This is a genomic window from Pseudomonas sp. A-RE-22 (genome assembly GCF_019956035.1).
GTDB classification, from domain to species: Bacteria; Pseudomonadota; Gammaproteobacteria; order Pseudomonadales; family Pseudomonadaceae; genus Aquipseudomonas; species Aquipseudomonas brassicacearum.
Genome location: NZ_JAHBCZ010000040.1, coordinates 12,163 through 25,788, shown reverse-complemented (window position 1 = coordinate 25,788; position 13,626 = coordinate 12,163). Strand labels below are relative to the sequence as shown.

The window sequence follows — 13,626 nt, the reverse complement described above, 5'->3', positions numbered from 1 at the left end:
CCTCGCCATTTTCAGACCGTCACTTATCTACAATGCTGATGTTAATGGCTTGTTGGTTATTCTGCGTAAAGAACAACAGGGCTAACGAACGCCCCATATTGCCGGAGAGTCTGACCTCATCCAGCAATTTCTGATTGGCGGGCATTTCATCCACCAACCGCTGCGTAACGCTCGCGCACCTCGTTGGGTCCTCTCGGCAGACCTGTGCAAACTCTTGGTTCCGAACAGTGTCAAGTTTGTTGTAATAATCCCTGACGGCCTGGCACTCGGTTTCTGATGTGCAAGTGCTCAGTTTCTGTTCTTTTTCGACTAGGTCCGCATGAAACAGGTAGTTGAAGGTGGTCGCGTTCTGTAAAAAAGGGGACAGATTTGAATGGCACTTACTTAGCCGCTAACCAATTGACCTGAAAGAGAAAAACTGAAAATGGCTGGTCCTGGTCTACGGTGATAACTGCGAACAGACTCCAACGAATCAAGGACACAGCCCCAATGAGTCGTAGGCGTAAAACTCTCCCGGTTACCCTTTTGCTCATTTGCTTGGAAAAAGGCTTTAAAATCGCGCTCCCGTCCCTTTCGGAGCGCTGCCGTGCCGCGTTTTCTTCCCCTGATGTTGTTGCTTTTCCCTTGCCTGGCTTCGGCACTTCCCGCCCTGGAGAACACCGAGCTTTACAGCGGCACGGCCAGCGACTGTCGCGATGTCGACCTTTCTACCTGGCAACATCCAACTCGCACAGTCTTGGAGAAAAATGACATCAAGCTGGAACGGGTGCAGCTGTGCAATGGCGGGCACTATCCGATTTTCCAGGTGCAATTGCCCTATGACCCACGGGGCCAGACCAAAAATTACTTTTTGGAATTGTACGAGCAGATGAGGAGGGCTAACGGTAAATGGCCCTACGCCTTGGTGGCTAGCAGCGATGCGGTGGTGGTGTATGTCAGCTATTCGAAAGACGACAGGATCGCCTTGGATTACGAGAGCTATGCGGTGCCGTAAACGTTCCTTCCTGAAGGATTAGTACCGCTGTTCGCGGGACACGCAGGTGTCCCACCTCGGTTCGATCATCCCCTTGGCACGTTCGACTGTTCCCATCGCTTTGGCGATATAACTTGCATCGCCGGTTTCCAGGGCATCACTCATGAACTCCGAAATGGCCTCTGGAGTGCTGAGGTATTCTGCGGGATCAAATTCTGTGAAGGTCTCAATCATTTTTTGCTCTCCACGCATGTGAGAACGGCGACCCAAAGGTCGCCCGTTTTCATTACTCCGCTGCCTGCGCCCGCAACCGCCTTCCAATCACATCCATTACGTCACACCCGTCGCGCAACGCTATCGTCAGCATCTTGCAAAAGTCCGAAAGCACCAGCGTATCGGAGCTGATATCCGAGCGGAACGCGATATTTTCCAGCAGTTGGGTCACAGCGCGGATGCGGTAATCGGCGGTTTCGAAGAGGACATCGAGCGGAGCTTCGGTGTCGATGTGCAGGGTGGCCGGGGTGCAGTCGATTCCGGTGATGGGCATGTATCTGGTCATAAGCAGAGCCTCGAAAGTTGATGAGTCTCTCTGTAGATCGGGTCGCCAAACCCGGTCGCCTTTTTTGGGCGACGAGGGACTATAGGTAGGCCTGCTCCAATGCCACAAGACACCGCTTTCCGAGCTTCATGTAGGACGTTTGGCCTGGTATTTGTCGGCTTAAAGCAAGCGACTGCTGCGCAGTCGAGCGGGAGCAAGCTCCCTCGCCACGGGGCGGTGCTCGATTTGAGGATTGTGCTTAGTCGTATCAGCAACCGTGGGGCTTTCCTCCTTCGTATTCACCGTGATGCGAAGTCAGTCCCTCGTTTCCTACTACGACCTGTTTGCCATCATATCTGTCCATTTCGCAGGAGGTTTCCACCTCTGTGCAGGACCTTTCGTACTTTTTTACAGGATGCGTCTGATTTCAGATGGACGGTTACGACAGTAATCATCGGGAAAGAGGCGTCATGCGTCGAACACGGTTGCGCCTTCTGAGCTGTTTCCAACGTCGCTAGTGATCCGATGGGCATCTCAGCGAGCTACCGGGGCTGTGTATTTCTGCAGAGGAAAGTAGTGTGTATGTACGTAAGTAAGTACAGAAGGTCCCATGCTATTTGAATGGGACGAAGCCAAGAACCGGGCCAACATTCTTAAGCACGGCATCGACTTCAACGACGTGCCGGGCATTTTCCAGCATCCGATGCTGGTCTTCCACGATGACCGAATGGCTTACGGGGAGAGCGTTGGATCACTATCGGATTGATCAAAACGTTGATTGGCGTGGTCGTGTATACCGAACGGCGGGACGATGTGATTCGCATCATCTCCGCCCGAAAAGCCACTAAGCAGGAGGCCATACGTTATGTCGAAAACATCGAAAACTGACTGGGAGCGCTTGGCCAAGTTGGATGATGCGGACATTGATACCAGCGATATCCCCGAATTGGATGAGGACTTCTTCCGTCGCGCCGAGCTGCGTGTGCCGGTAAAGCAGGCGGTGACTATTCGCCTTGATGCCGATGTGGTTGAGTGGTTCAAGGGGCAGGGCGCGGGCTATCAGACACGCATCAATCAGCTTCTTCGCCAATACATGCAGGCCCAGCAGGGCCATCGGCGATGAGCAAATTAATACTATGAAGCGGGCGGCTGAGAAGCCGCCCGTTGTCATTAATTCTGTTACGTGTGCCCGCAGCTCTCCGATTACATCAAACGCTATCGCGTAGCGCTGTGGTTAAGGCAAAACAGGCGACCGCTACGCAGTCGAGCGGGAGCAAGCTCCTCGCCACGTCGCTCGACTGGACGGCCTGACGTATCAGCTGTGGCAGCAACTATGGGGCTTGGCCTCTTCGTATTTATCGTGGTGCCGCACCCAGTCCATGATTTCGTCTTCGTTGCGGCCCTTGGGCGTCAGGTCGAGGTAGTTGTAGGTGCCGATCAGGATGTCGAGGCCGCGGGCGTAGGTGGAGTAGGTGTGGAAGATGTCGCCGGCTTCGTCGCGATAGAAGACGCTCAGGCCGGGGAGTTCGCCTTCGGTGGTGTCGGTTGTTTCGTAGTTGTAGGTGGCTTTTCCGGTGGCGGTGTCTTCGGCTTTGAAGCTGACGCCGAAGTCGTAGTTGAAGTCGCAGCCTTCGGATGAGACCCAATCGAAGGCCCAGCCCATGCGGCGCTTGAAGGGTTGGAATTCGGCGAAGGGCGCGTGGGAGGCGGCCACGATGGCGACGTCGTGGTGGGCCAGGTGTTGGTTGGCGCCGTCGATGTGGTCGGACAGGAATGAGCACCCTGGGCAGCCTTCTTTCCAGCCTTCGGCGAACATGAAGTGGTAGATGATCAGTTGGCTGCGGCCGCCGAACAGGTCGGCCAGGCTCAGTTCGCCGTGGGGGCCTTGGAAGCGGTAGGGTTTTTCGATTTTTACCCAGGGCAGGGCGCGGCGTTCGGCGCTGAGTTTGTCTCGTTCGCGGGTGAAGGCTTTTTCGTGGGCCAGGTGTTGGCGGCGGGCGGCGAGCCATTCTTCCCGCGAGACGACTGGATGATTCTCTACGTTCATGGTGATTTCTCCTGCGTGGCAGAGCCGCTGAGTCGGCACTTTCTGTAAGTGGTCGTCTGGCGCTGGATGAATTCGACAGGCCGCCGGTCGGTTTGTGAAATGGCCCACAAGAAGCTTGAACGCGATTCCCCGGCACACCGCGCGGCTGGGTTCAGGGCTGCTTCGCAGCCCAACGGGGATAAATCCCCTCGCCACAATGAATCGGGCAAGCCTTAGGTGAGCAGCGTTGCGCCGGTAAACCCGGCTGAACGGCGGCGCGACGCCTCGGTCACAACCTAGGTAGGCATCTCACTCTTTGGAGGATGGACCAGGATGACGACTTATAACTGGGACTTGATCGAACGGTTGTTGCACGAAGTGCAGAACGGCGCCGGTCACAGCTTTGCTCCTCGGGCTTACGCGGAGGAATACGCGGCGGCGAAAGGGGCTGAAGGCGAGGCGATCGATAACCTCGATCATCTGAAAGCGGTTGCCGGGGAGTACGAGAAGTTGCTGCTGGAGCGTGGCTATATCGAGCCGCGGCCGGAGGAAGAGGGCGGCAATGGCGAGAATTTTGTGCTGACGCCGCGTGGCTCGCGGTTGTTGAGCCTGATCGACAGCAGCATCCCGGGCAATGATCATCCGCGCCAGGTGCTGGATGAGCAGGAGGATGCGCTGGATGAGTTTACGTTTGATGAGTTGGCTTCTAAGGCGCAGATTGCCTGACAGGCCTGCACTGAACCCTGTGGGAGCGAGCTTGCTCGCGATAGCGGTCTGACATTCAACAGGTGTGTTGCCTGTTCAACCGCTATCGCGAGCAAGCTCGCTCCCACATTGGATCTCACTGGTTTTAAGTCAGTACTTACTCAGGTTCGTGCTGCTTTCAGGCACTTCAAGTCAGTGAAATCCTTCTTCACACCGTCGATCTTCTTCAGAAGCCGTTCGCGCTGGGGCGGGGTGCTTTCGGCCATCAGGTCCACCAGCAGGCTGCGGGCCTGGGCTTCGGTTTTGCTGAAGGCTTCGCGGTAGGCGGGGGTCCAGAGGCTTTCGCGGTTGACCAGCAATTGTTCGATGCGCTTGGGGAAGTCGGGGCTGTGGCGTTGGGCCACGGCTTCGCTGAACTGGTTTTGCCAGTGGGCGCGGTTGGCGATCCATTGCTGGTTCTGGTCCCCCAGGGCGGTGGACCAGGCCATCACCCGTTGGCGCTGGGCGTCGGTGAGCGGGCCGAGCCAGTCGTCCAGGCGTTTGACCATGCGGTCGCTGCGTTCCTGGATCTGTTCCTGCAACGTCGGCTTGAGGTACTGCTGCTGGCGTTTGCGCTGGTCCTTGACGAAGGCGGCGTCCATGTCATCGACTTGGTCGTCGTTCAGGCCTTGCAGCAGTTCGATGGCCGAGGGGGTGATTTCCCGGGCGGTTTCGGCGATGGCGGCCTCGGCTTCCCGGGTGCGTTGTTGCAAGGCTTCGTCGGTTACCTGGTCGGTTTGTACCATGGTCTTGAGGCGATCCAGCCAGTCGAGGTAACCGGGCAATTGGGTGGTGCAATGCCAGGTCAGATGGTCCTTGAGGCGTTCGTTGAACCAGTCTTTTTGCGCGCCTCTGATGTCCAGGTAATCGTTGAGGGTCCAGGGAATGATCAGGTCGAGGTTGCGGTAGGCCAGGCCTATGCGGCTGCAGGCGGTGAGCGTCAGCAACAGGGTGATGAACATGGCAGAGCGGGTCAACCAGCGCGGCATGAGCGAGTCCTTGCGAAGGCGGAGGTGCTTTGTTTGAGCATCGCAGACGCGCGGCAGTTCAGCCGATTAAATGCGTAACGCTTAGTAAAAAGGGTGGGCCATCTTGAGGGTCAGCAGGCTGTCGCATTCGCTGTTGTGGCCGGAGTATGCCGAGCAACTGCTGCCGCTGAGGCTTGAGTCGCTGTAGATCAGGTCCAGGTCGAGGCCCTTCCACGGGCGGGAAATTTTCAATGACCAGTCGCTGAAACTGCCGACATAACCGTTCTCGACCGAGACCGGTGTGTTGAGCTGGTGGGTGGTGTATTTGGCGCTGATGCCAATTCCGAACGGTATGTTGCCGCCCAGGTCGGCAAACAGCGTGCTGTTCTGTTTGTCCGGGTCGTTGCTCAGGGCCGCGCCGAAACGGCTGCCAAGCACGGTCAGGCCGCCGTAGAACTCTTGGCTGTCGAGGGTATCGACGGTGGGGTAGCTGTAGTGGATCAGGCCGACTTCGTAGCCCAGGGTCTGGTCGAAGGGTTGTTTAAAGCCCATGTAGGAATCGACTTCAAGGTCGGCGGAAGGTGTCAGGCCGGCGCTGGGTGACCACTGGCCGACGTACCAGCCGCTGTCGTGGCTCAGATCCAGGCCACCGTGGAACGAACCGCTGCTCGACGGCGTGACCAGGCCCTCGGCCATGCTACGGCTGGGCGTGGTACCAAGCTTGAGGTCGAAGTCGCCGAGCTCGCGCTGGAACACCTGCCCCTGAGCGAGGGAACAGGTCATTAGGCTGATCATCAGCAGAACAATAGGGATACGCATGCTTCACTCCATGAATAGCGAGAAGCAGGATCGGTCAAAAAGCTGAAACGCTTGAGCTAGAGAGGTGAAAGCATACCGGCGAATGCTCGGCTGTGAAGGCCGTTCGTCGATTGATGGGAAATGGGTGGGGCGGGGGAGGGTTCCAGTCCAAGCGCTTCGAAGCTCAAAGCGCTTTGGGACCAGGTGACGCGCAGGTTACTTCTTGCCCAGGCTGATCTGCTTGGACGGGCCGAATGTCTGGCCGCTGACGCCTTTGGCAATTTGCTGGATCTCGCCGCCGGACTTGAGGAACGCAGCGATCTGGTCGTTGATCGACTCGCTGGTTTCAACGGCTGGAGCTGGCTTTGATTTGCTGTTGGATGCTTTTACGCGCATGACGACCATTAACCTGTAGATAATTAATTGGGCCAGGCATCGTACAGGAAATACTTGACAATTGCTTGGTAAATATCCTTCTGAATTATCGCTGTCGTGACGGGAATAATAGACGACTCTCCTGCAATTATTGCCCTAAGCCTCTGTTTTAAATAACAACCGGGGGAGAAATAGGGCGCCGATGGCGAGCGATACGCAGCGCCGCTCGCCTGACGAATGGCCGTGGCTGGGGCGAAAGCCCAGGAAAATCAATGGTTGTGCAGGGCCTTGCTGGCAAACCTTGCCTGCAGCCACGAATCGCGCTGCAAAACCGGGTAGAATGCCGCCCACGCAATGAGGGTATTGGAAATGGCTTTAGTCGGGCGCTACAACAGTTTGCAAGTGGTTAAACACACTAACTTCGGTTTATATCTGGACGGCGGTGCGGACGGCGAAATCCTGCTGCCCAACCGTTATATTCCCAAGGATATTCCCAGCGAAGATGAAGACTGGCTCAATGTTTTCATTTATCTGGACAGCGACGACAAACTGATCGCTACCACGGAAAAACCCAAAGTTCAGGTCGGTGAGTTCGCCAGCCTGAAAGTGGCTGAAGTCAACAGCATCGGCGTGTTCCTGGACTGGGGCCTGCCCAAGGATCTGCTGCTGCCGTACTCCGAAGAAAAGCGCCAGATGACCGCTGGCGAGTACTGCGTGGTACACGTCTACCTCGACAAGCACACTCGCCGCATCACCGCCACAGCGCGCCTGGATCGTTACCTGGACAAGACGCCGGCCAACTACACGCCTGGCCAGGAAGTGGATTTGCTGGTCGCCGAAGCCACCGACATGGGGTTCAAGGCGATCATCAATAACAAGCACTGGGGCCTGATCCACAAGAACGAAATCTTCAAGTTCATGCGCGCCGGCAAGCAGGAAAAAGGCTTCATCAAGGAAATCCGCCCGGACGGCAAGATCAGCCTGAGCCTGCAGCCCGTGGGCCAGGAAGCCGCCACCAGCCTTAACGCGAAGATCCTCGCCAAGTTGCGTGAAAACAACGGCACCCTGCCGGTCAGTGACAAGAGCGACCCGGTGCTGATCAGCAGCCTGTTTGGCGTGAGCAAGGGCAACTTCAAGAAAGCCATTGGTGCGCTGTACAAGAATGGGCAGATTGTCATTCATGCCGATCGCATCGAGCTGAGCTGATCTTCAGTCGAGCCACTCATCTGTGGCAAGTAAGGGTTTTATGTGGCCAGCGAGGCCAGCTGTGGGAGCAAGGCTTGCCCGCGATGAAGGCGATGCGGTCTTTCTGAAACCGAGGCGCCTGTTTCGCGAGCAAGCTTTGCTCCCACATAGCGGTGCGCTGCGACTTTCCTCTGTATACAAAACCCTGCACCTTTAGCATGCACCCGCGCCCTGTTCGTGGGCGCATGCCTGCGCTTGCCCGGCTTAAACCCCCGCTGCACACCCCGGTTTGTCTCATATTTCGCGCCTATGGCACGCATTCTGCGTAGCAACGCGTATACAAACCATGCCGGCTCCCGTGCGCAGTATGGTGAGCAGATCGATACGGGGGCACGGCGGTACTCAAAGGAGCCCCGCAATGTCCGAGCAATTGCCCAACGGCTACAGCCCCCGCCTCTATAACGAGGACCTGGGCCCGCTGCCGCAGAAATGGAATTGGTACAACATCTTCGCCTTCTGGATGAGCGATGTGCACAGTGTGGGCGGCTATGTGTTTGCCGCCAGTCTGTTTGCGTTGGGGTTGGCGAGCTGGCAGGTGTTGATTGCCTTGCTCGGCGGGATCTGCATCGTGCAGTTGATCGCCAACCTGGTCGCCAGGCCGAGCCAGCAGGCGGCGGTGCCGTATCCGGTGATCTGTCGGCTGGCGTTCGGGGTGTTCGGGGCGAATATTCCGGCGGTCATTCGCGGCTTGATCGCCGTGGCCTGGTACGGCATTCAGACGTACCTGGCTTCCAGTGCTCTGATCATTGTGGTGCTACGGTTTTTTCCTTCGATGGAAGCCTACGCGACGCCGCATTTTGCCGGTTTGTCCTACCTGGGCTGGTTCGGTTTCCTCAGCTTGTGGTTTGTCCAGGCGCTGGTGTTCTGGACCGGTATGGAATCGATCCGTCGTTTCATCGACTGGGCCGGACCGGTGGTCTATGCCGTGATGTTCCTGTTGGCCGGTTGGATCGTGTGGAAGGCCGGTTGGAGCAATATCAGCTTCACCCTGGCGGAAAAGTCCCTGTCTGGTTGGCAGGCGTTTGGCCAGGTGATCGTGGCGACGGCGTTGGTGGTGTCGTACTTTTCCGGTCCGACCCTGAACTTCGGCGATTTCAGCCGTTACTGCCGGAGCATGTCTGACGTACGCCGGGGCAATTTCTGGGGGCTGCCGGTGAATTTCCTGGCGTTCTCCCTGGTCACCGTGGTGATTGTTTCCGGGACCTTGCCGGTGTTCGGCGAAATGCTTCATGACCCGATCGCCACTGTGGCGCGCATCGACAACAGTGTGGCCGTCTTGCTGGGCGCCTTTGCCTTTGTGACCGCCACCATCGGCATCAACATTGTCGCCAACTTCGTCTCCCCGGCGTTCGACTTCGCCAACGTCGCGCCCAGCAAGATCAGTTGGCGCGCTGGCGGCATGATCGCGGCGGTGGCCTCGATTTTCATCACGCCGTGGAACCTGTTCAATAACCCTGAAGTGATCCACTACACCCTTGACGTGCTGGCGGCGTTCATCGGTCCGCTGTTCGGGATCTTGCTGGTGGATTACTACCTGATCAAAAAGCAGCAGATCGACGTGGATGCGTTGTTCAATGACGGGCCGAGCGGGCGTTATTACTACAGTGGCGGCATCAACTGGACCGCGGTGAAGGCGTTGATTCCGGCCACGTTGATGGGCGTGGCGATCACCTTCACGCCGCTGCTGCAACCGATGGCCAACTTTGCCTGGTTCACCGGTTGCTTCCTTGGTGGGGTGTTGTATTTCGCTCTGGCGCGCCGCGAGCCGGCCGCGCAGCTGAACAAATCCCTCAGCCCGGCCGGCCAGGCCTGATCAACGCAGGGCAGTCTGGGCGCAAGGCCTCGCCGCGCCCTGGCTGGCGGGCCGCAGCAACAGGCCGCCGGCCAGCAGCAGACCGCTGCCGGCGATGATCAGCGCCGGTTGCAGGCCGCCGCTGAAATGGCTGCTCAGCGCCGCCAGCAGTGGCCCGCTGAGTTGGCCCACGGCAAAACAGGCGGTCAACAGGCCAGCGTTGCGCTGGGTGGCGTGGGGCGCCAGTTCCCGGGAGCGCAGCATCACCAGTTGCATGCAGGCCAGGAACGGCGTGCCACACAGGATCACGCCCAACGCCAGGCCCGGGCCGCTGCCCAGCAGGCAGGCAAATACCCCAGCGGCTTGCAGCCAGAGCGTACCGATCAGCCAGCGACCGGTGGTGTTCGGGTTGGGGCGACGCAGGCTGACCAGCAACACACCGGTGGCGGCGGCCAGGCCGAAGCAGGGCCAGAACAGGTCCGCCAGCCATTGCCCGTGGAACTGCGCCGAGGCCATTTGCGACAGGAACGTGGCCGGAATGATGTAGCCCACGCCATACAGGGCGTACACCACGCCCAGTCGAGCGATGCCACGGTTCGGCGAGGCGGGAACCGGCGCGGCAACGGTCGCGGTCGCGGCGGGTTGCGGCAGGATCGGCAAAATCACCAATAGCATCGCCAGCGCCACGCCGGCATACACCAGCCACAGGGTCGCGGAGGTCTGGCCCAGCAGGTTTGAGCCCAGCGCCAATAAGCCTGTCAGAAAAATCCCCAATCCAGGTCCAGCAAATACCAGGGCGCCGAGCCGTGGCCGTCCCGCTGCCGCTGCCAAGGGCTGGCTCAGGGCGGTGATCATCACCAGCACCCAGGCACTCGCCATGCCGGTGCCAAAGCGCAATGCCAGGTGTGGCCAGAAACCCCAGGCCCAGAACGAGGCCAAGGTCAGCAATACACACAGCCACAGGCCGCCGAGCAACCGCCGCCGTACCTGTTCCGGACGGCGGGCGAACATGGCGTCCAGCGCACCGAGGAAATAACCCAGGTAGTTGGCGGCGGCAATCAGACCGGCGGCGGTCAAGTCGAGCTGACCTTCGCCGATCAAATGAGGTAACTGGGGCGTAAGGGCGAAGCGGCCAATGCCCATGGCCATCATCAGCGCGATGAAACTGCCGAGCAGGCGAATAAGAGGTGACATGGTCGTTCTCCAGCGTCGAGGCGAATGACCGTCAGGCTAGGACCGATTGATTTTCATTAAAAATGAATAATAGTGAGTAACTTGTTCTTTTTTGGAGAAGGTTGTGGAGTTCAGCCAACTACGGATTTTCCAGGCCGTGGCCGAGGAAGGTTCCATCACCCGGGCCGCCGAGCGTCTGCACCGGGTGCCGTCGAATCTTTCGACCCGGCTCAAGCAGCTTGAAGAGCAACTGGGCGTGGACCTTTTCCTGCGTGAGCGTCAGCGTTTGCAGTTGTCACCGGCAGGAAAAGTCCTCTTGGACTATGCGGCCAAGCTGTTCGCCTTGCACGACGAAGCCCATGCGGCGGTGCAGGGCGGGCAACCGGCCGGGGACTTCCTGCTGGGCACGATGTACAGCACGGCGGCGACGCATCTGCCGGACTTGCTGGCGACTTATCACCGGGCGTATCCGGCGGTGAACCTGCAAGTGCAGTCCGGGCCGAGTGGCGAATTGCTCGAGGGCTTGCTCACCAATCGGCTCGACGCGGCGTTGGTGGACGGCCCGCTGGAGCTGGCGGGGCTGGATGGTGTGCCGTTGTGCGACGAGCGGTTGGTGCTGATTACCGAGGCCGATCATGCGCCGGTACGCAGCGCGCTGGATGTGCAGGGCCGCGCTGTGTTCACGTTCCGGCGAGGTTGCTCCTACCGGATGCGGTTGGAGGCCTGGTTTGCCCATGACCACGCGACCATGGGCCGGGCGATGGAAATCGAGTCTTACCAAGGGATGCTGGCGTGTGTGATCGCCGGGTCCGGGGTGGCGTTGATGTCGGAGTCGATGCTCGCCAGCCTGCCGGGCCGCGAGCGGGTGGCGGTGCACCCGTTGGTCGAGCCGTTTGCCAGTGCCACGACCTGGCTAATGTGGCGCAAAGGCATGGTCGGGGCCAACCTCAATGCTTGGATTGAATTGCAACAACAGGCTTGGCCGCGAGCGTCCATGACGACGGCGCAATCGGCTTGAACTCCGGGAGGTAGATTTGGATCAATTCAGTAACAGATCATTGCAAACTGAGACGAGCATTGCGTAGAACATCGGACTATTATCAGTGCGAAGGGGCCACAGTAATTTGCCGCTCGTACCACCCTGAGGGGGCACCACGATGAAAGAGAAAATCCAGAATTGGCTTCACGACCTGGGTGTCGCGCTTGGCCTGATCGAGCCACCGATGCAACCGGTACCGATCCGCACCGATGACGAGCAACGCCGCCGCCAACCGCGCCGCCGGTAAACCCACCAGGATTTGGAGAGATCGCAGTTGCGGACCATTTCAGTCGAGATGGCCCGCAACTGCGATCTTTTTTATGCCTGAAGACAACCAATGTGGGAGCGAGCTTGCTCGCGATAGCGGTGGACCGGCATGCATTCATGTTGAATGTACCGCCGTCATCGCGAGCAAGCTCGCTCCCACAGGGATCTCATTGCCCAGGGTTGTCGGTCAAACCACCTTGGCCACCACGCTCGGCCGTGGCGACAACAAGCTCACCAGCACAAAACTCACCAGCGCCACGCTCAGGCTGTAGTAGATCGGCGTGTTGGCGTCCAGGCCGTCCTTGAGCATGAAGAACAGCGCGGTCAGGAAGCCCAGCGACATGCTGCTGATCGCGCCGGCGGTGGTGGCGCGTTTCCAGTAGATGGCACCGATCAGCGGGATCAGCATGCCGCCCACCAACAGGTTGTAGGCCAGGGTCAGGGCGCTGATGACGTCACTGACCACCAGGGCGATCACCAAGACCACCGCCCCCATCAGCAGGGTCGCGATGCGGTTTTCGTGGACGTCGCCGCTGCCGCTTTCACGGCCCTGGCGCAGACGGGGCAGCAAGTCCTGGACCACCGTGGTGGACGCGGCGAGCAGGCCTGCCGCAGCGGTGGACATCAAGGCTGCCAGGGCCGCGGCGATCACCAATCCACGAATGCCGTTGGGCAGGCTGGTCTGGACGATGCTGGCGAAGGCGTTGTTGACGTTTTCCAGGTCCGGCAGCAACACCTTGGCCGCCATGCCGATCAACGCACCGGCCAGGCCGTACAGCACGCAGTACAGGCCGGCGGCGGTGCCAGCCACTTTGGCCACGCCTTCGCTGCGAGCGGTGAACACCCGCTGCCAGATGTCCTGGCCGATGAAGATGCCGAAGAAGTAGATCAGGAAGTAGGTGAGGATGGTGTCCCAGCCAATCGCGGTGAAGTCGAAGTAGCTGGCTGGCAATGCCGCCACCATCGCGTCCCAGCCGCCGGCATCGACGATGGACATCGGCATCAGCAGGAACACCAGGCCAACGGTCATGATCAGAAATTGCACGATGTCGGTGAGGGTCAGCGACCACATGCCGCCGATGGTGGAATACAGCACCACCACGCCACCGCCCACCAGGATCGACACCCAGAACGGCAAGCCGAACAGCACCTGCATCACGGTGCCGATGGCGATGGTCGAGGTGGCGCCGATCATCAGCGCATAAACCAGCATGATCAACGCACTGGCCTGGCGCGCGGCCGGGTTGTAGCGGCGCTCCAGCACCTGGGTCACGGTGTAGATCTTGAGCTTGAGCAACGGCTTGGCGAGGAACAGGCTCAGGCCGACGATGCCCAGGCCGATGGCGCCGCACAGCCAGAATCCGGAAATGCCGTAGACGTAGCCCAGGCGCACGGTGCCAATGGTGGACGCACCGCCCAGCACGGTGGCGGCCATGGTGCCCAGGTAAAAGCCCGGGCCGAGATTGCGCCCGGCGACCAGGTAGTCGTCACGGGTTTTGGCGCGGCGCATGCCGTACCAGCCGAGGGCGATCATGCCAGTGGCGTAGAGAAGAACGACGATTAAGTCCAAAGCCATGGTGGCGTGTCTCCGATTGTCTTTTTTGTAGTGAAGTCGGGGCGAAACAGTGCACTGATCGTTCCCACGCTCTGCGTGGAAATGCCGCCCGGGATGCTCCGCGTCCCTGCAT

The 13,626-nt window shown here is 59.2% G+C and carries 15 protein-coding genes and 3 pseudogenes; 8 read left to right on the top strand and 10 right to left on the bottom strand.

Going from position 1 to position 13,626, the window contains the following annotated elements:
* Nucleotides 1-19: 19 nt before the first annotated feature.
* Both KGA89_RS30530 and KGA89_RS30855 read right to left on the bottom strand, forming a co-directional pair.
* Nucleotides 20-145, bottom strand: coding sequence for a hypothetical protein (locus tag KGA89_RS30530; protein ID WP_263292854.1), 126 nt, complete (start codon nt 143-145; stop codon nt 20-22).
* Nucleotides 146-157: 12 nt separating this feature from the next.
* Nucleotides 158-328, bottom strand: a pseudogene (locus KGA89_RS30855) (DUF6862 domain-containing protein); the annotation flags it as partial.
* Between the two features lie 258 nt (nt 329-586).
* Between KGA89_RS30855 and KGA89_RS19660 the strand changes: the two are divergent.
* Nucleotides 587-994, top strand: a complete 408-nt coding sequence (locus KGA89_RS19660; protein WP_223472329.1) for a hypothetical protein — start codon at nt 587-589, stop codon at nt 992-994.
* A gap of 21 nt (nt 995-1,015) precedes the next feature.
* Here KGA89_RS19660 and KGA89_RS19655 read toward each other — a convergent pair.
* Together KGA89_RS19655 and KGA89_RS19650 are read right to left on the bottom strand one after the other, a co-directional pair.
* Nucleotides 1,016-1,207, bottom strand: a pseudogene (locus KGA89_RS19655) (addiction module antidote protein); the annotation flags it as partial.
* A gap of 52 nt (nt 1,208-1,259) precedes the next feature.
* Nucleotides 1,260-1,532 carry a hypothetical protein gene (locus KGA89_RS19650; RefSeq protein WP_223472328.1) on the bottom strand — a complete coding sequence of 91 codons (273 nt, stop codon included), beginning with the start codon at nt 1,530-1,532 and terminating at the stop codon, nt 1,260-1,262.
* 589 nt (nt 1,533-2,121) lie between these two features.
* Between KGA89_RS19650 and KGA89_RS19645 the strand changes: the two are divergent.
* Together KGA89_RS19645 and KGA89_RS19640 are read left to right on the top strand one after the other, a co-directional pair.
* Nucleotides 2,122-2,399 (top strand): annotated as a pseudogene (locus tag KGA89_RS19645) (BrnT family toxin).
* A complete protein-coding gene (locus KGA89_RS19640) occupies nt 2,377-2,634 on the top strand; it encodes a BrnA antitoxin family protein (protein WP_053186480.1) in 258 nt (85 codons plus the stop codon). The pseudogene KGA89_RS19645 and the gene KGA89_RS19640 overlap by 23 nt, the downstream one beginning before the upstream one ends.
* A gap of 192 nt (nt 2,635-2,826) precedes the next feature.
* Here KGA89_RS19640 and KGA89_RS19635 read toward each other — a convergent pair whose 3' ends face one another.
* Nucleotides 2,827-3,558, bottom strand: coding sequence for a DUF899 domain-containing protein (locus KGA89_RS19635; protein ID WP_223472327.1), 732 nt, complete (start codon nt 3,556-3,558; stop codon nt 2,827-2,829).
* 312 nt (nt 3,559-3,870) lie between these two features.
* Between KGA89_RS19635 and KGA89_RS19630 the strand changes: the two genes are divergently transcribed.
* Nucleotides 3,871-4,263, top strand: coding sequence for a transcriptional regulator (locus tag KGA89_RS19630; protein WP_223472326.1), 393 nt, complete (start codon nt 3,871-3,873; stop codon nt 4,261-4,263).
* Between the two features lie 140 nt (nt 4,264-4,403).
* Here KGA89_RS19630 and KGA89_RS19625 read toward each other — a convergent pair whose 3' ends face one another.
* From KGA89_RS19625 to KGA89_RS19615, 3 genes are all read right to left on the bottom strand, one after another.
* Nucleotides 4,404-5,270 carry a DUF6279 family lipoprotein gene (locus KGA89_RS19625; RefSeq protein WP_223472325.1) on the bottom strand — a complete coding sequence of 289 codons (867 nt, stop codon included), beginning with the start codon at nt 5,268-5,270 and terminating at the stop codon, nt 4,404-4,406.
* 81 nt (nt 5,271-5,351) lie between these two features.
* Nucleotides 5,352-6,068, bottom strand: a complete 717-nt coding sequence (locus KGA89_RS19620; protein WP_223472324.1) for a TorF family putative porin — start codon at nt 6,066-6,068, stop codon at nt 5,352-5,354.
* 195 nt (nt 6,069-6,263) lie between these two features.
* A complete protein-coding gene (locus KGA89_RS19615) occupies nt 6,264-6,452 on the bottom strand; it encodes a hypothetical protein (RefSeq protein WP_172436054.1) in 189 nt (62 codons plus the stop codon).
* Nucleotides 6,453-6,791: 339 nt separating this feature from the next.
* Here KGA89_RS19615 and KGA89_RS19610 point away from each other — a divergent pair, with 339 nt between their 5' ends.
* Together KGA89_RS19610 and KGA89_RS19605 are read left to right on the top strand one after the other, a co-directional pair.
* Nucleotides 6,792-7,628: a S1 RNA-binding domain-containing protein gene (locus KGA89_RS19610; RefSeq protein WP_013692512.1), complete on the top strand. Its 837-nt coding sequence runs from the start codon at nt 6,792-6,794 to the stop codon at nt 7,626-7,628.
* Between the two features lie 397 nt (nt 7,629-8,025).
* Nucleotides 8,026-9,480, top strand: a complete 1,455-nt coding sequence (locus tag KGA89_RS19605; RefSeq protein WP_013692513.1) for an NCS1 family nucleobase:cation symporter-1 — start codon at nt 8,026-8,028, stop codon at nt 9,478-9,480.
* Here the strand turns inward: KGA89_RS19605 and KGA89_RS19600 are convergent, their stop codons facing one another.
* Entirely contained in the window at nt 9,481-10,653 is a 1,173-nt protein-coding gene (locus tag KGA89_RS19600) for an MFS transporter (RefSeq protein ID WP_223472323.1), read from the bottom strand.
* A gap of 103 nt (nt 10,654-10,756) precedes the next feature.
* Between KGA89_RS19600 and ptrR the strand changes: the two genes are divergently transcribed.
* Complete coding sequence (ptrR, locus tag KGA89_RS19595; protein ID WP_003198970.1) at nt 10,757-11,650, top strand: putrescine utilization regulator PtrR; 894 nt, start codon at nt 10,757-10,759, stop codon at nt 11,648-11,650.
* A 139-nt stretch (nt 11,651-11,789) separates the two neighbouring features.
* On the top strand, nt 11,790-11,918 hold the full coding sequence (locus KGA89_RS30525; RefSeq protein ID WP_003198971.1) for a PA1414 family protein: 129 nt from the start codon (nt 11,790-11,792) through the stop codon (nt 11,916-11,918).
* Between the two features lie 207 nt (nt 11,919-12,125).
* On the opposite strand, the gene KGA89_RS19590 is transcribed toward KGA89_RS30525, so the two are convergent.
* Complete coding sequence (locus KGA89_RS19590; RefSeq protein ID WP_027911617.1) at nt 12,126-13,514, bottom strand: sodium:solute symporter; 1,389 nt, start codon at nt 13,512-13,514, stop codon at nt 12,126-12,128.
* Nucleotides 13,515-13,626: the final 112 nt, after the last annotated feature.

What these genes read in the sequence shown, in the direction of transcription:
- KGA89_RS19650 (WP_223472328.1), bottom strand. Translation starts at nt 1,532, where the DNA reads ATGACCAGATACATGCCCATCACCGGAATCGACTGCACCCCGGCCACC.
- KGA89_RS19600 (WP_223472323.1), bottom strand. Translation starts at nt 10,653, where the DNA reads ATGTCACCTCTTATTCGCCTGCTCGGCAGTTTCATCGCGCTGATGATG.
- KGA89_RS30530 (WP_263292854.1), bottom strand. Translation starts at nt 145, where the DNA reads ATGCCCGCCAATCAGAAATTGCTGGATGAGGTCAGACTCTCCGGCAAT.
- KGA89_RS19615 (WP_172436054.1), bottom strand. Translation starts at nt 6,452, where the DNA reads ATGGTCGTCATGCGCGTAAAAGCATCCAACAGCAAATCAAAGCCAGCT.
- KGA89_RS19640 (WP_053186480.1), top strand. Translation starts at nt 2,377, where the DNA reads ATGTCGAAAACATCGAAAACTGACTGGGAGCGCTTGGCCAAGTTGGAT.
- KGA89_RS19610 (WP_013692512.1), top strand. Translation starts at nt 6,792, where the DNA reads ATGGCTTTAGTCGGGCGCTACAACAGTTTGCAAGTGGTTAAACACACT.
- KGA89_RS19635 (WP_223472327.1), bottom strand. Translation starts at nt 3,558, where the DNA reads ATGAACGTAGAGAATCATCCAGTCGTCTCGCGGGAAGAATGGCTCGCC.
- KGA89_RS19605 (WP_013692513.1), top strand. Translation starts at nt 8,026, where the DNA reads ATGTCCGAGCAATTGCCCAACGGCTACAGCCCCCGCCTCTATAACGAG.
- KGA89_RS19620 (WP_223472324.1), bottom strand. Translation starts at nt 6,068, where the DNA reads ATGCGTATCCCTATTGTTCTGCTGATGATCAGCCTAATGACCTGTTCC.
- KGA89_RS30525 (WP_003198971.1), top strand. Translation starts at nt 11,790, where the DNA reads ATGAAAGAGAAAATCCAGAATTGGCTTCACGACCTGGGTGTCGCGCTT.
- KGA89_RS19630 (WP_223472326.1), top strand. Translation starts at nt 3,871, where the DNA reads ATGACGACTTATAACTGGGACTTGATCGAACGGTTGTTGCACGAAGTG.
- KGA89_RS19625 (WP_223472325.1), bottom strand. Translation starts at nt 5,270, where the DNA reads ATGCCGCGCTGGTTGACCCGCTCTGCCATGTTCATCACCCTGTTGCTG.
- KGA89_RS19590 (WP_027911617.1), bottom strand. Translation starts at nt 13,514, where the DNA reads ATGGCTTTGGACTTAATCGTCGTTCTTCTCTACGCCACTGGCATGATC.